General features: G+C 56.1%; 16 protein-coding genes. 7 read left to right on the top strand and 9 right to left on the bottom strand.

Annotated elements, in window-relative coordinates:
* The first annotated feature begins 66 nt into the window (after nt 1-66).
* Nucleotides 67-267, top strand: a complete 201-nt coding sequence (locus tag HKD27_RS09915) for a bacterioferritin-associated ferredoxin (RefSeq protein ID WP_024717021.1) — start codon at nt 67-69, stop codon at nt 265-267.
* Nucleotides 268-323: 56 nt separating this feature from the next.
* On the opposite strand, the gene bfr is transcribed toward HKD27_RS09915, so the two are convergent.
* Both bfr and hutI read right to left on the bottom strand, forming a co-directional pair.
* Entirely contained in the window at nt 324-812 is a 489-nt protein-coding gene (gene bfr / locus HKD27_RS09910; protein WP_194689447.1) for a bacterioferritin, read from the bottom strand.
* Nucleotides 813-966: 154 nt separating this feature from the next.
* Nucleotides 967-2,205 (bottom strand): imidazolonepropionase, encoded by a 1,239-nt coding sequence (gene hutI / locus HKD27_RS09905; protein WP_194689448.1) that lies wholly within the window; start codon nt 2,203-2,205, stop codon nt 967-969.
* Between the two features lie 133 nt (nt 2,206-2,338).
* Here hutI and HKD27_RS09900 point away from each other — a divergent pair, with 133 nt between their 5' ends.
* Together HKD27_RS09900 and hutG are read left to right on the top strand one after the other, a co-directional pair.
* Nucleotides 2,339-3,709 carry a formimidoylglutamate deiminase gene (locus tag HKD27_RS09900; protein WP_194689449.1) on the top strand — a complete coding sequence of 457 codons (1,371 nt, stop codon included), beginning with the start codon at nt 2,339-2,341 and terminating at the stop codon, nt 3,707-3,709.
* Between the two features lie 18 nt (nt 3,710-3,727).
* On the top strand, nt 3,728-4,534 hold the full coding sequence (gene hutG, locus HKD27_RS09895; protein ID WP_194689450.1) for an N-formylglutamate deformylase: 807 nt from the start codon (nt 3,728-3,730) through the stop codon (nt 4,532-4,534).
* Nucleotides 4,535-4,546: 12 nt separating this feature from the next.
* Here hutG and HKD27_RS09890 read toward each other — a convergent pair whose 3' ends face one another.
* A complete protein-coding gene (locus HKD27_RS09890; protein ID WP_194689451.1) occupies nt 4,547-5,137 on the bottom strand; it encodes a HutD family protein in 591 nt (196 codons plus the stop codon).
* Nucleotides 5,138-5,260: 123 nt separating this feature from the next.
* Here HKD27_RS09890 and hutC point away from each other — a divergent pair, with 123 nt between their 5' ends.
* Both hutC and hutH read left to right on the top strand, forming a co-directional pair.
* Nucleotides 5,261-5,986, top strand: a complete 726-nt coding sequence (gene hutC, locus HKD27_RS09885; RefSeq protein ID WP_194689452.1) for a histidine utilization repressor — start codon at nt 5,261-5,263, stop codon at nt 5,984-5,986.
* Nucleotides 5,987-6,079: 93 nt separating this feature from the next.
* Nucleotides 6,080-7,570: a histidine ammonia-lyase gene (gene hutH / locus HKD27_RS09880; protein WP_194689453.1), complete on the top strand. Its 1,491-nt coding sequence runs from the start codon at nt 6,080-6,082 to the stop codon at nt 7,568-7,570.
* A 9-nt stretch (nt 7,571-7,579) separates the two neighbouring features.
* Here the strand turns inward: hutH and HKD27_RS09875 are convergent, their stop codons facing one another.
* From HKD27_RS09875 to HKD27_RS09865, 3 genes are all read right to left on the bottom strand, one after another.
* Nucleotides 7,580-8,680, bottom strand: coding sequence for a hypothetical protein (locus HKD27_RS09875; RefSeq protein ID WP_197436609.1), 1,101 nt, complete (start codon nt 8,678-8,680; stop codon nt 7,580-7,582).
* 171 nt (nt 8,681-8,851) lie between these two features.
* A complete protein-coding gene (gene hutU, locus HKD27_RS09870; RefSeq protein WP_194689498.1) occupies nt 8,852-10,528 on the bottom strand; it encodes a urocanate hydratase in 1,677 nt (558 codons plus the stop codon).
* A gap of 65 nt (nt 10,529-10,593) precedes the next feature.
* Complete coding sequence (locus tag HKD27_RS09865; RefSeq protein ID WP_194689455.1) at nt 10,594-12,762, bottom strand: TonB-dependent receptor domain-containing protein; 2,169 nt, start codon at nt 12,760-12,762, stop codon at nt 10,594-10,596.
* A gap of 673 nt (nt 12,763-13,435) precedes the next feature.
* On the opposite strand from HKD27_RS09865, the gene HKD27_RS09860 reads away from it, so the two are divergent.
* On the top strand, nt 13,436-14,443 hold the full coding sequence (locus HKD27_RS09860) for a 2OG-Fe(II) oxygenase (RefSeq protein WP_194689456.1): 1,008 nt from the start codon (nt 13,436-13,438) through the stop codon (nt 14,441-14,443).
* Between the two features lie 20 nt (nt 14,444-14,463).
* Here HKD27_RS09860 and HKD27_RS16760 read toward each other — a convergent pair whose 3' ends face one another.
* Complete coding sequence (locus HKD27_RS16760) at nt 14,464-15,267, bottom strand: helix-turn-helix transcriptional regulator (protein WP_194689457.1); 804 nt, start codon at nt 15,265-15,267, stop codon at nt 14,464-14,466.
* Between the two features lie 106 nt (nt 15,268-15,373).
* Between HKD27_RS16760 and HKD27_RS09850 the strand changes: the two genes are divergently transcribed.
* Entirely contained in the window at nt 15,374-16,753 is a 1,380-nt protein-coding gene (locus HKD27_RS09850; protein WP_194689458.1) for an aminotransferase class III-fold pyridoxal phosphate-dependent enzyme, read from the top strand.
* 15 nt (nt 16,754-16,768) lie between these two features.
* On the opposite strand, the gene HKD27_RS09845 is transcribed toward HKD27_RS09850, so the two are convergent.
* Nucleotides 16,769-17,710: a glyoxylate/hydroxypyruvate reductase A gene (locus tag HKD27_RS09845; protein WP_194689459.1), complete on the bottom strand. Its 942-nt coding sequence runs from the start codon at nt 17,708-17,710 to the stop codon at nt 16,769-16,771.
* A gap of 56 nt (nt 17,711-17,766) precedes the next feature.
* The gene (locus tag HKD27_RS09840) at nt 17,767-19,251 is read right to left on the bottom strand and encodes an aldehyde dehydrogenase (protein WP_194689460.1); all 1,485 of its coding nucleotides are present in this window, start codon (nt 19,249-19,251) and stop codon (nt 17,767-17,769) included.
* Nucleotides 19,252-19,286 lie beyond the last annotated feature (35 nt).

The following is a 19,286-nucleotide window of genomic DNA, read 5'->3' as shown; positions in this document are numbered from 1 at the left end:
TGCGAACCATTTGCATTTGCACTAGGCTTGCTTTATCGGTCCCAGTGAACGGAAGCCTGCTTCTCCATGATCGTCTGCTCGTGCAACGCGCTGTCCCATCAGGACATCGAAATCGCAATCCACAACGGAGCATCCCGACCGGCGGAAATCTACTCAGCCCGGAAATGCAAGGCCAAGTGCGGCAACTGCGTCCCCGGCATCGTCTGCCTGCTGCGCTCGGCCCTTCAGAAAGCCCAGTCTGAACAGACACATCTCAACGCCGCATAAAAAACAACCCGGACAATGCCGGGTTGCTCGAAGATATTACTTACTCTGACGCTGCTTCAGTCCTGATCGGGTGCCGAAGCGGAGTTCTTCTGGATATAACGCTCGATCCCAACCTGCTTGATCAGATCGAACTGGCGATCAATGAAGTCCTCGTGCTCTTCTTCGTTGACGAGGATTTTCAGCAGCAGATCGCGCGAGACATAGTCCCGGACGCTTTCACAATAAGCGATCCCTTCCCGCAGATCCTGAATGGCCTTCTCTTCAAGCTTCAGATCGCATTCCAGGATTTCCTGAACCGTCTGACCAATCAGAATCGGGTTCAGACGCTGGACATTCGGCAGACCACCCAGGAACAGGATCCGCTCGATCAGCCAGTCTGCATGACGCATTTCCTCAATGGACTCGTCATATTCCTTCTTCCCCAGATGCGTCACACCCCAGTGCCGCAGCGTCCGGGCATGAAGGAAATACTGGTTGATCGCCGTCAGCTCATTCGTAAGCTGCGTATTAAGATGCTCGATCACAACAGGATCTTTGATAGCCATGGTCCCAGACTCTCCGAAAAAAGATGACGATATCGAACCCGGAGAACAAAGGAAAATCATATTCCCAACATACCCTGCCACCGAAATACGGAATCTGGCTAAAGCCGCTGGATTTCTTCGACCATGAAAAACGTCAAAATCGCCTCCAAACACATCAAGGAGCAGACGCACATACTCCACCATAAATACGTCGCAGGGGTCGAATGCCCCCAACCCAGTAAGACAGTTCATGCGGGCCCGTTATATCCCACAACGCCATGTCAGCGCGCATTCCGCGACGGAGGATTCCCACCTCATGAGCGCTTCCAAGAGCCCGCGCTCCGACAGATGTCACCGCCCGAAAACTCTCCTCCGGCGTCAGACGGAAGAGCGTGCATCCCATATTCATAATGGAGGTCAGACCCAGAACCGGTGATGTCCCGGGATTACAGTCCGTAGCAAGGCCGATATCGACCTTGTGCTTCCGCAGCAGCTCGACGGGAGGAAGCTGCTTTTCCCGAATGAAATAGAATGCGCCCGGAAGCAACATCGCCACCGTTTTCTGACAGGCCATACTCATGACGGCTTCTTCATCTGCATATTCGAGATGATCGGCGGACAACCCGTTATAGCGCGTTGCCAGAACAGCCCCCCCTCCCAGAGAAAGCTGCTCCGCATGGATGCGCACCGGAAGTCCAAGTTTCTGTGCCGCTTTAAACAGGGTTTCTGTCTGTGCTGGTGAGAAGGCAATGTTCTCACAGAACGCATCAACGCTATCGATCAGGTTTTCGGCATGCAGGGCCGGCAGAACCTCATTGACCAGAAAAGACAGATAATCGTCCGCGCGACCCCGATATTCAGGCGGAACAGCATGCGCGCCCAGAAACGTCCTGTGAACGTGGATCGGCAGCGTCTCACCAATGGCCCGCGCGACACGCAGCTGCTTCAGTTCATCCGCCAGCGTCAGACCATATCCTGATTTCACTTCCAGCGAGGTCGTCCCCTCTTGGATCATCATCCGCACCCTTTTCAGGGAGACTTCCAGAAGTTCCTGCTCCGAGGCCGCGCGTGTCGCCGCAACCGTGGACAGGATGCCGCCCCCCTTGCGCGCAATTTCCTCGTAGGACACGCCATTCAGGCGCTCAGCAAATTCACGACTGCGATCGCCTGCAAATACGACATGCGTATGGGCATCAATCAGCCCCGGCGTCAGCCATCCACCCCTGCCATCTTCTCTTGTGGATGCCAGATTTTCCGGCGCTCCGGGCAGATTCGCTTCTGCACCAACCCAGCAGATCCGCCCATTCTGGATTCCTACGGCACCATGACGGATGCATCCATATCCGTCCGCGGACGTGATGAGAGTATCATCGCCTGTCGCGAGGTGGACATTGAGCCAAAGGGTATCCCACATGGTTCCTCTCCGTATTGTTTCGGATACGGTGATATATGTATATACATATCAGTCAATCCCATTATGATCCTACCCAGTAAACAGGACGCGCTTTCACCAAGGGCTTCCGTGCCGTGCAACCTGGAATTTCGTGATGACCGAATTGTTTGCAAAACAGGCCCTCCTTCCACAGGGCTGGCGCCACAATGTCAAAATCGCCGTAGAGAAGGACGGGACTTTTTCATCCATTGTCCCGGACAGTACCTTCACGCCAAGCATGCCACTTCATGACATGGTGGTCCCTCCACAGATCAGCCTCCATTCACACGCCTTCCAGCGGGCCATGGGCGGCCTGGCCGAAAAGAAGCAGAACCCGGACGACACGTTCTGGACATGGCGCACGCGCATGTATCAGCTCGCACATCGCATTTCGCCTGAACAGATGCAGGACGTGGCCGCATTCCTGTATATGCAAATGCTGAAAGCCGGCTATTCCCAGGTTGCCGAGTTCCATTACCTCCATAACGCGGTGGACGGACGCCCCTATGCGTCCCCGGCCGAAATGTCCTCCCGCCTCGCCGCCGCAGCCACGGATGCAGGCATCGGGATTACACTGCTGCCCACCCTCTATGCCCGTGGCGGATTTGATGGCAGCCCCCTGAATGAAGCCCAGAAGCGTTTCTCCAGCACCCCTGAAACGATCGCTGGCATTCTTTCGGACCTTCAGGCCGAGTGGCACGGCTCACAACTGGTCAGAACAGGCATTGGGCTGCATTCGCTAAGAGCGGTAGACATCCAGAATGTCTCACCTCTCCTGCAGGCCGCAGGGCCAGGTGCGCCAATCCATATCCACATTGCCGAACAGCAGCGTGAGGTGGACGCATGCCTGTCCATCACGGGACAGCGCCCCGTAGGTCACCTGATGAGCCATGTTTCCATCGATGCCCGCTGGTGTCTGGTTCACGCCACGCATCTTTCGGACGAGGAAGTCACTGCCATCGCGCGCTCCACAGCCGTGGCAGGGCTGTGCCCGATTACCGAAGCCAATCTTGGCGACGGGATCTTCCCGTTCGAAGCCTATGTCGCCCAGGGTGGCCGCTTCGGCATCGGCAGCGACAGCAATGTCCTGCTCAGCCCGTGGGAGGAGCTGCGCCTGCTGGAATATGGTCTGCGCCTGCAACGTCAGAAACGCTGCGTCGCCCTGCCCCCGGGCCAGAAGGGATCAATCGGTGCCTGGCTGTATCATCAGTGCCTCGCCGGAGGAGCACAGGCCTGTGGCGTATCCCTTGCTGGCCTGCGTCCCGGCGCCCGCGCAGATCTCTGCGTCATCGACGAGCAGGCATTGTCCCTGCCGGACCTGCAGGAAGATGACATTCTCGATTCAGCCATTTTCGCCACCTCACATCCCCCGGTCCGCCATGTCATGTGCGCCGGACGATGGCGCGTCACCGACGGCCACCATGCCGACGAAGCGCGGCTGACCCAGGCTTTCCACGCAACACTGCGCACCCTGACGGCTGCCTGATATTTTCGGATCAGAACCATGACGAACATATTCTCCTTTACCCCCGGCACCCTCCCGATCCTGGTCACGATCCCCCATGCGGGTGACCGTCTGGCGCCCGGCATGGACGAGCGCATGACCCCGCGCGGCAGAAAACTGCCCGATACCGACTGGTACATGGAGCACCTGTATGCTTTCGCACTTTCAAAGGGAATCGGCATCCTGCGCGCGAATTTCTCCCGCTATGTCGTTGACCTGAATCGCGGACAGGACGACGCCGCCCTGTACGCCGGCCGCCCAAGCACCGGACTGGTTCCTCTGCTGGGATTCGATGGCCAGCCCATCTATCTCGATGGAAAAGAGCCGGATGCAGCAGAGATCGCCGAACGCACGGAGCACTACTGGAAGCCCTATCACGATGCCGTACAGGCTGAACTGAACCGCCTGAAGGAAAGGTTCGGATGGACCATTCTGTGGGACGCCCATTCCATCTGTTCGGAAATTCCCAGACTGTTTGAAGGGCGTCTTCCAGACCTGAATTTCGGCACCAACAGCGGCCAGTCCTGTGCCCCTGAACTGGCTGAGACAATTATCAACCGTGCAGAGACGCTGCCATCCTACAGCCATGTCCGGGACGGCCGTTTCAAAGGGGGCTTCACAACCCGTCATTATGGCCAGCCCAGCTCGGATATCCACGCCATTCAGCTGGAAATCGCCCAGTCCACCTATCTGGCTTCGGAGCATGACCCCTGGCCCATCAATCTTCGGGCAGCCGCAAACCTCTCCACAGCAGTCGAACTACTTCTTGATGCAGCCACCAACTGGCGCCCCGCTCCCCAACCCTGAACATCGGCAGAGTCAGTCGGGAATGACGACGTACAAAAGAGCGTCACTCCCGACTTCTGATCTAAGAGTTCCCTTCACCTCATCCGGCAGAACGAGAACGTCCCCTTCCCGCCAGATCCCTTCCTGGCCGGAGGTACCTTCAAAACTCCAGCGCCCCCGCGCACAGACAAGCGCAGCACCACAGGGCACATCCACTCCCTGAACGCCCGGCGCCCCGACTGCTTTCAGACGGCAGGCGGAAGGAAAAGGATGCATCAGGTTCACTACCTGAACAGGACCATCCACAAGTACCGCCTCAACTTGGAGATCCCCTGAGAACGTCAGGATCTCACCGGCCTGAACAACGTCCAGTTCCCTGCCGTCGGAAAGGGAAAGTCGAACACCACGCCCTCTCAACAAGGCAATATGCCGCAAAATTCCGGGAAAACGGGAGAATGCACCATCCCGCGTAATGTCCGCAACACTCAGACGCCAGGTATCATGACTGGCAACGACTCTGGTGCTGCCGCCGCCATTTTTCCAAGGCTGTGACGAAAGATCATCAACTGGCTTTGCCACGCAGACCAGCGGGAAAAGATTGTCATTTTCCGGATCCGGCTTCATATGTTCCTACGCCTGCTTATGGGTGTGTCGCATATGTAAGTACAACAACCCGGCAGGATCAAACATGATCTCCCATCTTCAGGTGGCAGATCAGTCCTCAAGAGAAGAAAAGGCAGGGGAGACGTGTCGCAGATCCTGGACAAGACGAAGACAGTTGCACGCTACGAGCAGGTAAAGGCGTTCATTATCGAACGCATCGACTGTGGAGAATGGAAGGTCGGCCATCGGCTACCATCCGAGCATGAGTTCGTCGAACAACTCGGCATCTCACGGATGACAATCCATCGGGCACTGCGCGAGCTGACAGCAGACGGAATTGTGCGCCGCGCACAGGGTGTGGGAACATTTGTCGCCCAGCCGGCAAAACGCGTCGAGCTCCTGGAAATCCGCGATATCATCGATGACATCGTCGCCAGTGGCCATCAGCACCGCGCCGAAGTCATTGCCATCGAGACTGTCCGCGCCGACAGCGATCTTGCAACTGCGTTCGAGCAAAGACCCGGCGCACGCCTGTTCCGCTCCTTGATTGTCCATTACGAAGACGATCTGCCGCTTCAGCTGGAGGAGCGATACGTCTCCCCGCATTTCGCGCCGGATTATCTGGAGCAGGACTTCACCCATATCAATCCTCACCGCCACCTGTACGGCATCGCAGGCCCGGAAGAGATCGAGCACGTCGTATTTGCCGTAACACCGCCCGAGAATATCTGTACCCTTCTCCAGCTTGAAGAACCCGAAGCCTGCCTGCAACTGATGCGACGGACTTGGGTCGAAGGTCGGGTCGTCATGAAAGGCATCTTCACATACTCAGGCAACCGCTACAGCTTCGGCGGACGTTACCGCCCCTGAAAAACAGTTCCGGATCACAGGGACTGCCCGATTGACGACAACAGCACAGGACATTTAAGGTTTCTTGTTGTATAGACAACCAAGGATGCCTTCGTGACCGAACTCCTGCTCGATCAGCCACTTTCTCCGCAGGACGTCTGCGACATTGCCTGGAAACGAAAAAAGATCCAGCTTTCGGACGCAGCACGACAACGGCTGCAGGAGGCACATAGACGGCTGCGCGTTCTGGTGGATGGTGAAGGGGCAGCCTACGGTCTCAATACGGGTGTTGGCGGCCTGTCCGACACCCGGATCACTTCTAAAAAACAGTCCACTCTCTCTCGCAAGATCCTGTTCAGCCATGCCACCGGCATTGGACAACCACTCAGTGCCGAGGCAACGCGCGCGATCATGGCCTGCGCCGTCAATGAATACTGTCTGGGCTATTCCGGCCTGCGCGCGGACATCGTCGACCGCCTCGTTGCACTTCTGAATCACGACTGCCTTCCGATTGTCCCACGAGATGGCTCGGTCGGATATCTCACCCATATGGCCCATATTTCCCTGACCCTGATCGGGCACGGAATCCTGCAGGTGAACAACACGGAACAGTCGGCCGCTGAAGTTCTCAAGCGGCTCGGTTTTGAACCTTTGATTCTGGAAGCAAAAGAAGGTTTGTGTCTGGTCAACGGTCTGTCCTGCGCAACCGGAATTGCCAGCCTCGTTACCGAAGAGGCCGCGACCTGTCTCCAGTGGGCCGACCGGATCGCCGCCGCAACCTTTGACGTCCTTGGAGGGCAGCAGCGCGCATTCGATCCCCGGTCAACCATACTGCGCACCATGCCGGGTCATCAGACCGTCTCGCACTGCCTCAACAAGGATCTGGCAGGCTCAGCACGGATTGCGAAATTTCAGGGGCAACGAACACAGGACGCCCTGAGTCTTCGCGCCATTCCCCATATCCACGGATCTGTTCACGACGCGCTCGCCAGTATCCGCCAGACCGTCACACAGGAATTATGCAGCCTGTCCGACAACCCCGCCATTCTCGAAGACGAAACAGGCATCAGTGCCTTTTCCGAAGCCCATGCGGTTGGCGCCAGCATCGCACGCGTCATGGACGAAGCCGCCATCGCACTGGCCTCGCTGGGCGCGGTTTCCGAACGACGTCTGGACCGCATGGTCAACCCCCTGACCAGCCCCTTCCCGCCCTTCCTGTCGAGCGATTCCGGAACCGGAAGCGGCTTCATGATCGCCCAGTACACGGCGACCTCGCTTGTAAGCGCCAGCCGTCGCAATGCCCTACCGGCCAGTCTGGACGGCGGAATCACCTCAGGCCTTCAGGAAGACATTCTTGTGCATGCGACACCGGCTGCTCTCAAAGCACGGAAGGTTGTCGCCAATACACGATCCATTCTCGCCATCGAGCTCCTGGCCCTCTGTCAGGCGATAGACCTCGCAGATCTCACTCAAGAGGTCGCCCCCCGTACCCTGGCTCTCTACAACACCGTCCGGACCATCATTCCCCTCTACGAAGAGGATCATCCTCTGGCGGCCGATATCACCCGCCTTGAGGCCCTGATGCTGGAAGGACCTCCACTCTAAAGCCTGAGTTCAACCAGCTTCGGCAAGACTGGAAACTGGCTGGGTTTCTGCCTCGGACTGTCGGATTTCCCTGAGCAGGACCGGCAGCCCGAACGGGATACTGACAACACAGGCCACACAGCCTGCAATACCCAGCATTGTAAAGGAGGAATGATCAATGATCAGTCCTCCAAGCGGTGCTCCCAGAGCATATCCCATACGGTCCATCCCACCACAGAACGTCCCGGTCCGCCCCGTATGGTCCAGCGCAGCCGCACTTCCAAGCAGCCACGCATAAGACAGCATGGAACAGTTCCAGTAGATGATGACACCCGCCGTATAGCTCCAGGAATTCCACGCAGCACACGCAAGAAGGCCACCAACCCCGGTCCCAACAAGCGTCAGTGGCAGAATGATCTCCCTGCGCAGACTGCGCGCCAACGCTCCGACAACGAAGCTGACCAGAACACTCGACACGATCCCTACCGTCGAGAGAAAAACAATATAGTCAGCTGACAGATGAATGGCCCGCCCGACGCGCTCGGCAAAGGACCACGCCATGCTCGACCCCAGAGACGATCCGATCCAGATAAACAGCAATGCCACCCCGCCACGCGTCAAACGCATCTTTTCCGCATTCTGACGAACAGGCAACGACGGCGCGTAGCGCAGCGTCGCCATGAAAGGCGCAATCAGCGCAACAATGGCCGCGATACCAACAAACACGCCCAGTTCGCCAAAACTCCGGGTCGCGTAAGGAATGGCATCGATCACCGCAACCAGAACGATGAGTCCCCCACCGTTCGAAATGGCGTACATCCGGTCCGGGTTCTTACTCGCCGATGCCGCACAGACATAGGACCGGCCCAGAAATGCCTCTCCCAGACCAAAGAGAATGGCACAGCCCCATGTCCACACCGATGACGATGGACCAGCCGCTGTCAGGAGCGACGAAACAGCCGCCAGCCCCGCGCCCAGAAAAGCCGTCATGACAACCGAAACCCGCCCCGTCAGACGAGACAGCACCATCATGAAAACCGCAAAGGCCATGATTTCGAAAAAGCCAAACATCCCCGCCCGACTGGCGGACTGATGCAGCCCTGACATCAGTGCATCGATCTGAAAGGGCATGACGGATGAACCGAGATACGCGCACCCGGAGCAGATGCTGAGTCCCAGAGCGAGAAGCAGAAGCTGCCACCCCGGGAAAGAACGGATCGCCTGTATCCCTGTCATAATGATCGCAGTTATCCTGTCATAATCGAAAAAAGGCGCCTTCCCGAAGAATGCGCCTTTGAGGCCTCATTTCCTGTTCGTAATCATGGGCAGGTTCAAGCCCTTTTCATGCGCACAGGAAACAGCAATGTCATAGCCGGCATCGGCATGACGCATCACACCCGTGGCCGGATCGTTCCACAGCACACGCCCCAGACGGGCCGCTGCATCTTCCGTCCCGTCAGCCACGATGACCATGCCCGAATGCTGAGAAAAGCCCATACCGACACCGCCACCATGATGCAGCGACACCCAGGTCGCGCCCGACGCGGTATTGAGCAACGCATTCAGTAACGGCCAGTCGGAAACGGCATCCGACCCGTCACGCATAGCCTCCGTTTCACGATTGGGACTGGCCACCGAACCACTGTCCAGATGATCGCGCCCGATCACGATCGGAGCCTTCAGTTCTCCGTTGGCCACCATCTCGTTGAACGCCAGACCCAGCCGGTGACGGTCCCCAAGGCCAACCCAGCAGATCCGGGATGGCAGGCCCTGGAACTGGATTTTCTCCCGTGCCATATCGAGCCAGTTGTGCAAATGCTTGTCATCCGGCAGCAGTTCTTTGACCTTCGCATCCGTCTTGTAGATGTCCTCGGGATCACCCGACAGCGCCGCCCAGCGGAACGGACCGATCCCCCGGCAGAACAGCGGGCGGATATAGGCCGGCACGAATCCCGGGAACGCAAAGGCATCTTCCAGCCCCTCTTCCAGCGCCATCTGACGGATGTTGTTGCCGTAATCGAAGGTCGGCACACCCATCCGATGGAACGCCACCATCGCCTCAACCTGAAGCCGCATGGACTCCCGCGCCGCCTTCTCAACCGCCGCTGGGTCCGTAATCCGCAGCTTCTCGGCCTTCTCCAGAGACCATCCCGCCGGCAGATAGCCGTTCAGCGGATCATGGGCGGACGTCTGGTCCGTCACACCATCCGGACGGATACCGCGTCGCACCAGCTCCGGGAAAATTTCCGCAGCATTTCCCAGAAGCCCCACGGAAACAGCCTCACCTTTCGCGCAGGCGTCATGAATAATTTCCAACGCCTCATCCAGATCCTGAACCTGCCGATCCAGATACCCCGTCTCCAGACGTTTCTGGATGCGGGAGGGCTCGCATTCCACCGCAAGCATGGACGCACCCGCCATCACAGCGGCCAACGGCTGCGCACCGCTCATGCCCCCCAGGCCACCCGTCAGGATCCACCGGCCCCTGAGGTCGCCACCGTAATACTGGCGACCCATTTCAACGAAGGTCTCGTATGTGCCCTGCACAATCCCCTGACTACCGATATAGATCCAGGACCCGGCTGTCATCTGGCCATACATCATCAGACCTGCCCGATCGAGCTCGTTAAACTTTTCCCAGGTAGCCCAGTGCGGCACGAGGTTAGAGTTCGCGATCAGGACGCGCGGCGCATTGGAATGCGTCCGAAACACACCAACCGGTTTTCCGGATTGTACAACCAGCGTCTCCTCGTCGCCAAGATCTCGCAGACATTCTACGATCCGGTCATAGCAGTCCCAGTTCCGCGCTGCCCGGCCGATCCCGCCATAGACAACGAGTTCCGATGGCTTCTCCGCCACTTCCGGATCGAGGTTGTTCATCAGCATCCGCATGGCCGCTTCGGTCTGCCAGGACTTTGCCGTAATCTCGGCACCATGGTCGGCACGGATCACGCGATCATTCGAAAGCCGGGAAGACACAGAAGGAGAGTTGACCATGAATAAGGTCTCCATTTTCATTGGAACAGAAAGAAGTTTGGAAAAATTCAGAAACCAGCCGCCACGGTCATCGCAGTGGTAAATCGCGGCGCGATGTAATATCCGGGAGAGCTCCCATCAATCGATGTCCCATAGATACCGCGCGTGGTCTGGGCATTCAGCTGAGGCGACGCAATACCGGACAGGACTTTTTCGTCCGTCAGGTTAATGAACGCGACCCGGATTTCCGGATGTTTGACAAACCCGACACTCGGAAGACGGTACCCAAGTGACAGGTTAAACGTCTTGTACGCCGGCATTTTTTCATCGTTCATGAACGTCGAATACTGGGATCCGGTGTATTTAAACGAAAACGTTCCGAAGAAATTCTTGTAGTCATAGACAAGACCAAAAGAGCCCTGGAACGAAGGACTGCGAACTGCCGTTTTCCCAGCCGTCGGCAGGTAGTCGTTTCCGACCTGAATATTGTTGTCGATGGTCGCATGAAGATATTCGACAGAAATATAAGGTGAAAAGCCATAAAACGGCATTAACCCGGCTTCGAAATCTACTCCGCGGGACGTCTGCCCTCCCCCATTGATCGTCGAATAGACGGGAACATTGTTGACGTAACGCAGGCTGGAAACCTGCCGGTTCGTGAAGTTGTAGTTGAACAGCGCCAGACTGGCATGAACGATTTTGTCCTGATAGCGATATCCAAGTTCTTCTGAGATCGAATATTCAGGTTTGATCGCCGGATTACCCTGCGTTGAAACCGCCCCGCCGGAATAGGAATTATATAGAGTGTCATCAATCGGCATCAATGTGTTGGTGCTTGCATTGATGAAGACCTGATTGTGGGAATCAATCTTGTACGTGGCAGAGATACGCGGCAGCGGCTGGAAATTATTGGCGCCTACATGATACTGTGTGCCCGGCAAACCATTGGTTCCCGCCTTGTTCATCATCAGCGTTTTGATACCACCGACAATCTTCAGACGATCATTAAGAAGCGAAATTTCATCCTGCAGATACAGTGCATTCGTCTGCGTAACGGTATGCTCCTTCTCTGCGAGATACGGCTCGCCATTTCCCATGGTCACATTCTGCAGGCTCCAGGCCGAAGCCGCATCTCCGGTCGCGTTGACTGAGGAAAACGGCATCGACAGGTCATCAACGCTATACTGATACCAGTATCCCAGCGTCACTTTCTGCACACCGAACCGGCGTGAAAGCGATGCGTTGAAGCCACCCACGGACTGCACGCCCACATAATCACTTCTGACACTGCCACCCGAAGCCTGATAATTCGGAATATTCACGGAAACAGGCTCTGTTCCGTAATAATTTCCGTCAGATGAAAGCGTGGAAGACGCTGGCGAATTCTGCATCGCGTACAGAAAATATGGCGTGACATTGAGCTTCATCTTACCCGGAAGCGTAAAGTCGGAAGGAAGGCTCATCATGATCTGCTCCCATTTCCAGCGGTTCTGGCGCCAGTAATCAGAGCTTCCAGGCGAAAATGTTCCATTCCACGCATAACTCCGACCCGAACTCTGCCAGTCAGCAAGTGTCGGGTTCGGGTTGTACATGTAATTCATGTCAACATATGAGCCTACCAGCTTCATCTGATCTCCGTTTGCAAATTCCTTCTTGAACCCGAAATCGATATGCCGACGCATCTGCCGACCTGGTCCGAGAGAGTTTTTCGCAGTCCCGTTGGAGAACGAGACATAGGCTGACAGACCCGTATTCCCGATATTCCCGGTATCGAAACGTCCGTAGAAACGCTGCAAATTCAATGTACCGTAACTGTAGTCGATCAGTCCGCCCATCTTATGGGCAGGATCGCGCATCGAGGTCGTGACCTGTCCGCCCGATGCATTGACCACAGGCGCGGTAATGGACGACGACCCCTGCGTCAGACTAACTGAATCAATATCTTCCCCATCTGCCCAATAAGTCGGATACCCATTGTAAGTCTCAATATCGTTGACGGGCATCCCTTCCCAAACCTGCCCGATCTCGTTCCCGCCAAGTCCACGCACACTGAGCAGGGAATTGGCTGCAAAACCATACGGATCGCTCTGAGAAAGATTGGCGCCGGGAGCCAGCGAAACAGCCTGATAGGCCGTCGTCGTCGAAGCCTGCTTGTTGATATATTCCGAGGTCACGGTGCTGCGCATGTCGCCGCCCGTCTGCACGGCCATCAGACCGCCACCTGCAATATGCCGCACCTTGCCGTATGCACCATCCTCACCGGCAGCATGGACGGAAATGACTTCAGGACCATGCGCGCTAACAGAATGAGGCTTTTGTTTCTCTGGGGTTCCGGCGGAATGAGCCTGCAACCGGGAATGCAAATGCGTCGGTGACTCGGCTCCAGCCAGAGAAGTCGACGCCAGAAACGTCATGGTGGAAAGCGCTACACAAGCACGACGGCGTTTGGCAATTGGCATGGCACCTGCTCGGAATCATTTCATATCGAAATCACAATGTCATGTCTGGTTGCATATGCAACCTCTGTTTTTCCCTTACATGACAGATATATGTCTATGGCATGAAAGAAAATGGAAATATAATTGTTATTTAACAATAGGTTATTGGGGCTTACTCTCGCTTTGAAAAAATATTTTTGTCCCCTCTCTAATTCGGGACAGCCGACAACCTGTCATGCCTCGGCAGACTGCATATCGAAAGCACTCACCGTGAGCGAGCATGAAAATATATCTATATATCAAATGTTTGCCTTATTTTTTATCTGACCAGATCCTGAAGAGAATCCTTTCCCACAAGATTCGCAAACGCCTGAATATTTTCGATGGTGAATTTGTATAAGCAAATTGCCCTTGCGATAATCGCCTGTCTTGGGCATGCTTCTAGACCTACGCCCCATTCATGAGAGTGCGCATGTCTTGGACCCGGGTTGAAACAGGCGACCCCATTTCGCCATTCGTGCAAAAAGCCAGCACCAGTTCCGGGGCCCTCTCCTTTGACATGATGGGTGGCCGTAGGATCCTACTGTTTTTCTTTTCGTCCTCAACCGATCCTGCCGTCAAAGACGTCCTTCAGAAACTCTCTCGTTATGCAGACGTCCTGAATCGCAAGCACTGTCTATTTTTAGGGGTAACTCTCGACCCGGCCGATACGGAAATCCTCAAAAGCCGCTCCGATCTCAGATCGGTCTGCTTTCTTTATGATGCCGATCGCACCTGTCATCGGACATTCGGGATTGCTGAAAACACACCGCCAGCTTGGATAGAGCTCGATCCAATGATGCATATTGTGAAGACCCGCCTTCACCAGCCCGGACTGGAACAGATTCTCCTTCCCGAGCTGTTGCAGAAAGCCATGTCCCCACAACAGACAATGCCCGTCCCAGTCCTCATGCTGGAACACATTCTGGAACCAGAATTCTGCAACAACCTGATCCTGTATCACCTGACCCATAATCCCCAGCCCTCTCCCATCCTGACCTCCGATGCCTCGGGAAATCCGATCAGAACAGTCGCCCCGGATTTCAAACGCCGTCTGGATACTCCCCTGCGCGACCGACAGATTGTCACGGACCTGCAGAACCGCATCATCCGTCGCGTTGTCCCCCAGATCTTCCGCGCTTTCCGCTTCAAAGCCACACAGATGGACAGGATGCTGGTCAGTTCCTACGACGCTACGGACAGCGGTTTCTTCGATGCCCATCGTGACAATACGGTTCCCAGCTCCGCCCACCGTCAGTTCGCCGTGTCCCTCACTCTCAATGACGGCTACACGGGAGGAGAGCTGACCTTCCCGGAATTCGGCCCGCAGACGTTCAAAGCTCCCGCAGGAGGAGCCATCGTATTTTCATGCGCGCTGCTACATGCCGTTCAGCCCGTCACCTCGGGCAGAAGGTACGCCTGCCTCCCATTCGTATACTAGGGCTGGGATCCAGAAGCCCCTCATCGCTCACCAATCTTGACCAGTATTGGCATCATCATCGCAAAAAGCTCTGCCTGTGATGAAATGGAACACCGCATATGGATCTGCTTGCGAAACACCTTCACCGTCTGCACGCTGACACCCATCAACCGTGCAATCGAACTCGAAGAATGCCCGCGCACAATCAGCAATGCCGTCTGTGACTGCCGTGCCGTCAGCACCACGCCATACATCTTCCTGAACTGATTCCAGAATTCCGTCATGGCGTCTTCTCCATCACGCCGTCCCTCGTCTTGGACAGCCGCAAAATCCGACCAGTTCCGGACAGCCAGAGCCGTGACAACAGGCTGAATTTTCAGAGCATTTTCCCACTCAGCCGTAACGAATTTCCTGCCGGAACTAGTGTCCCGCCCAAGGCATATATGAATGGAGACTTCCGGAGAAATTCGGACGAGATACGTCATTTCGTCCAGAATGTTCGTATCCCTGTAATACTTCAGATAATAATCTGATAAAGAAAAATAATCCGGAACAATATCTTCCAGCCGATACAATCCTGAAGAAGCCCCTGCCCTATCCAAGACAAAAAACGGATCCAGAAGATAAATACCCGTGCAATAAGCACTATCAAAGCTGGCGTGGACGTTTTTTTCCTTTGAATGGGCAAACAGACATTTCGGCCGCCCTTCTCCCACATAGGCAAGGATCATCACGTTATCAATTGGAACCCAGCTCTCAAACCACGCCACAAGCTGCCGCTCAAACAGAGGCGTCATTAGAGCCAAAATAACCGAAGCGAGCTGCTGTTCCTGCTGATGTGACACGCGGCTTATACCCCTTCAGGGCAATATACTTCCCATTCGCGCAAACCCTACCATCACGCATCAGAGGCTGCACCCCGCACAGCGAATACGGATGGAAGAGATGAACATGTCGTCTACATTACCCCAGATTACCGATGATATTCTCGCGGCCGATGCACACCTCGTTCAATCCTGGGCTGATCTTGACGGCCTGAAGAAACCCCATGCCCGCACTGCAATCGTTGCCGCAAAAGGCGTCATGGTGCGCGACAGCAATGGCCATGAACTGATTGATGGAATTGGCGGCCTATGGTGCGTCAATGTGGGCCACGGACGCCCCGAGATCATTGACGCAATTTCCACCCAGCTCTCAACGCTGGATTTTTATTCAACCTTTTATACCTTCACACACCCCACAGCCGCCGCACTGGCCCAGAAGCTGACTGAACTTGCCCCTGGCAACCTGAACCGCGTGCATTTCTCAACCTCAGGATCAGACGCCAATGACGGAGCCGTACGCATCCTGCATCATTATTACGAGCGGCTGGGCAAACCCGGCAAAAAACTCGTCCTGAGCCGCCACGGCGCTTATCACGGCTCAACTTACCTCTCAATCGCAATGACAACACCCGCCTACTCGAAGGGCTGGTCAAAAGCCGAAGGGATCGTGCATCACCTGAAAAAGCCGCACTACTGGCGCGCAGGTAACGGCATGACGGAATCGGAATTCACGGATCTGCTCATCGCCGATCTCCGTCACGAAATCGAACGCCTCGGCCCTGACAATATCGCCTGTTTCATTGGCGAACCCATCATGGGGGCGGGCGGAGTGATAGTTCCGCCCAACGGATACCACAGACGCGTTCAGGACGTCTGTCGGGAATACGATATCAAGTTTATCGCGGACGAAGTCGTCACTGCTTTCGGACGTCTCGGACATTTTTTCGCCTCCGAAGCCGTTTTTGACACCCAGCCCGACATCATCACCATCGCAAAAGGAGTCACGTCCGGCTATCAGCCTCTCGCCGCCACGATCATGTCCGACGAGATTTACGACGTGGTTTCAAGCCCTGATGGTGCCTTCACGCACGGCATGACCTATGCCGGTCATCCGGCCGCCGCCGCGGCTGGCCTGGCAAACATCGCCCTAATGGAAGCCGAACACATTCCTGAGCGGGTCCGCGTGACCGGAAAGATTTTCGAAAATACGCTGCGAACACTGGAAGATATCGACATCGTGGGCGAAGTGCGAGGCAGTCATTTCATGATGGGTATAGAATTCGTCAAAGACAAAACTAGCAAAAGCCTCTTTGACACAGAACTCAACATCGGAATGCTTGTCGCCCGCAAAGCCCAGGAAAAAGGCCTTGTCGCACGACCGCTGGGACATATCCTGATCCTGTCCCCCCCTCTGATCCTGTCAGAAACACAGATCGCAGGGATTGGAGAAATCCTCCGCGAAAGCATCATGGAGGTCATGAACGAACTTCCAAAATATTGCCGATAACGACCGGCAATCCCCTCAATATCCCCAGTCCGGATGATATGTGAGCGCGGGGACCTTCCCCGCCTCTATTTCCCCAATGGCCCCCGCGACATACGCCGCCTGCATTTTGCAGGAGGCCTCGGCCGCTACATGGGGGGTCACGAAAACCTTCGGGTGCTGCCAGAACGCAGAGTCTTCTGGTAGAGGTTCCTGCACAAAAACATCCAGAACAGCCCCCAGCATACGCCCGGTATCCAGAGCCGAAATCAGATCTTCCGCCACCACCTGATCTCCACGTCCAACATTGATCAGGCTCCCCCCCGGCTTCAGATGAGACAGGAATTCCGCGTCAATCAGACCACGTGTCTGAGGTGTACTGGGCAGAAGATTGACCAGAATATCCGTCTTCCCAAGAAGCTCAACCTTACCCTCTTCCCCGAAATACAGCGGAATATTCTCAACCAGCCTTACCCGGCGACACCACGCCGAAACCTGAAAACCGGCCTTTGACAACCTCCGCGCAACAGCCGAACCCAGATTGCCATACCCCAGAATGCCGATCGTGGTCTCAGCACTCGTGCGATATTCGAGGTTGCGCCGCCAGATCTTCTTTTCCTGCTGCAACGCCCAGGTTCGCGCATCCCGCAGCAGCGACACAATCGCCCACAAGACGTAATCGGCCATAAGAACCGCCGTCTGATCCCCGCCCATCCGAACCAGCATGACGTCTTTCGGAAAGTCCTCCCGACCCACCAGTTGATTGACTCCGGCCCCACTACAGAGAATGGCGCGCATCTTGCCCATTTTCGCCATCTCACCGGGAACAGGATCCCAGACAAGGGCATAATCGGCTTTGGACGGATCAAACGCCGGATCAAACCACGAGACCGTCTGGATCTGCGGCGCCACTTCCTGAAAAGCCTTACGCCACTCGTCCCAGGCGCCGGGACCTTCAGCACTGACTGCAAGCGTTACCATGAAGTTCTCCAATAAGGTTTCGTTACAGATGCAGTTCCGTCACGATTCCGGACCGATCAGTATTTTATCCAGACCGTCTTCAGCGCGGAATATTTATCAAAGCTGTGAATCGAAAGATCCCGCCCAAAGCCAGACTGCTTCATGCCGCCGAACGGCGTCATGGGAGATAGCGCATCGACCGTATTGATCGACACAGTTCCTGCATTCAACCTGTCCGAGACCGTCAGTGCCCGCGTGATATCCCGGGTCCAGACTGAGGCCGCCAGCCCATAAGGCGTATCATTAGCCAGAGCCAAAGCCTCTTCTTCGTCACGGAAAGTCTGCACAACCAGAACTGGCCCAAAGATCTCCTCGCGCACAACCTCGGCATCATGCGGAAGATCCGCAAAGATCGTCGGCTGGATATAAGCCCGCGACGCCCCAAAGGTGAGCTGGCCGCCGCCAGTCACAAGCCTACCGGTTCGACATCCTGCCGCAATAAAACCCGCAACGCGGTCGGCATGTTCCACCGTCACCATCGGCCCCAGTCGCGTTGCCGGATCCAACGGATTGCCGGGCACCAGAACCTCGGCCTTTTCCTTCAGCCGCCCGATCATGTCCTGCGCAATCGACTCATGCACCAGCAGACGCGAATTCGCCGAACAGATCTGCCCCTGATTGAAAAAGATCCCCCAGGCTGCCTTTTCCGCCGCGGCGTCCAGATCCGCATCCGGGAACACCAGACACGGGCTCTTCCCCCCCGTCTCCGGCCAGACCTGCTTCATGTTGCTTTCGCCAGCATAGCCCTGAAAAAGCTTTCCGATTTCCGTCGAGCCGGTAAAGGCCAGACAGTCCACATCCTCATGCAGCCCCAGCGCGCGCCCCGCCTCATGCCCAAACCCCGTCACCACATTCAGAACACCGGCAGGCAGGCCAGCTTCGGATGCGAGTTCCGCAAGCCGCAACGCGGAAAGCGGTGACTGCTCGGCAGGCTTGAGAACAACGGAATTGCCCACTGCCAGAGCAGGCGCAATCTTCCAGATCGCCAGATCAAGCGGAAAATTCCAAGGGACAACCACCCCCACGACCCCAAGCGGGACCCTGCGCACCATCGCAAGATCCCGCCCGCCCGTCGGAGCAATCTCGTCATAAATCTTGTCAATGGCTTCGGCGTGCCACTGAAGAATGGCCGCAGCCCCCGGAACATCAATCGTGAGCGTGTCCGAAATCGGCTTCCCGACATCCAGTGTGTCCAGCAGGGCCAGTTCTTCAAGATTGTCCCGCAGAAGCTGAGCCCAGCGCAGCAGAACAGCCTTGCGATCCGCAGGCGTCATCCCGGCCCAGACGTCGCTACCGAATGCCGTCCGCCCACTGACGACCGCTCTGTCGATATCCTCGACATCACCCCGCGCCACACGGGTCAGAACCTCTCCTGTCGCCGGGTTGATGGTGTCAAAGCTCTGCCCGGACACGGCCGGAACAAACCTCCCGTCAATCCAGCACTCGTTACGAAAAGACAGTTCGGCAGCACGCTTGGTGTAAAACTCGGTATTCTTCGTCATACGGTCTGCTCTCTTTTGTCTCGAGACATCCTGCG

This window comes from Gluconobacter sp. R75690 (genome assembly GCF_015244525.1).
In the GTDB taxonomy this organism is placed as follows: domain Bacteria; phylum Pseudomonadota; class Alphaproteobacteria; order Acetobacterales; family Acetobacteraceae; genus Gluconobacter; species Gluconobacter potus.
Note: the sequence above shows the minus strand (reverse complement) of the source record. Positions and strands in the feature narration are given on the sequence as shown.

Bases quoted from the DNA above. Each gene is read 5' to 3' on its own strand.
- HKD27_RS09860 (WP_194689456.1), top strand. From the start codon at position 13,436: ATGTCTTGGACCCGGGTTGAAACAGGCGACCCCATTTCGCCATTCGTG.
- bfr (WP_194689447.1), bottom strand. From the start codon at position 812: ATGGCTATCAAAGATCCTGTTGTGATCGAGCATCTTAATACGCAGCTT.
- HKD27_RS09840 (WP_194689460.1), bottom strand. From the start codon at position 19,251: ATGACGAAGAATACCGAGTTTTACACCAAGCGTGCTGCCGAACTGTCT.
- HKD27_RS09900 (WP_194689449.1), top strand. From the start codon at position 2,339: ATGACCGAATTGTTTGCAAAACAGGCCCTCCTTCCACAGGGCTGGCGC.
- hutI (WP_194689448.1), bottom strand. From the start codon at position 2,205: ATGTGGGATACCCTTTGGCTCAATGTCCACCTCGCGACAGGCGATGAT.
- hutG (WP_194689450.1), top strand. From the start codon at position 3,728: ATGACGAACATATTCTCCTTTACCCCCGGCACCCTCCCGATCCTGGTC.
- HKD27_RS09915 (WP_024717021.1), top strand. From the start codon at position 67: ATGATCGTCTGCTCGTGCAACGCGCTGTCCCATCAGGACATCGAAATC.
- HKD27_RS09845 (WP_194689459.1), bottom strand. From the start codon at position 17,710: ATGGTAACGCTTGCAGTCAGTGCTGAAGGTCCCGGCGCCTGGGACGAG.
- HKD27_RS09875 (WP_197436609.1), bottom strand. From the start codon at position 8,680: ATGCCCTTTCAGATCGATGCACTGATGTCAGGGCTGCATCAGTCCGCC.
- HKD27_RS09850 (WP_194689458.1), top strand. From the start codon at position 15,374: ATGTCGTCTACATTACCCCAGATTACCGATGATATTCTCGCGGCCGAT.
- HKD27_RS09890 (WP_194689451.1), bottom strand. From the start codon at position 5,137: ATGAAGCCGGATCCGGAAAATGACAATCTTTTCCCGCTGGTCTGCGTG.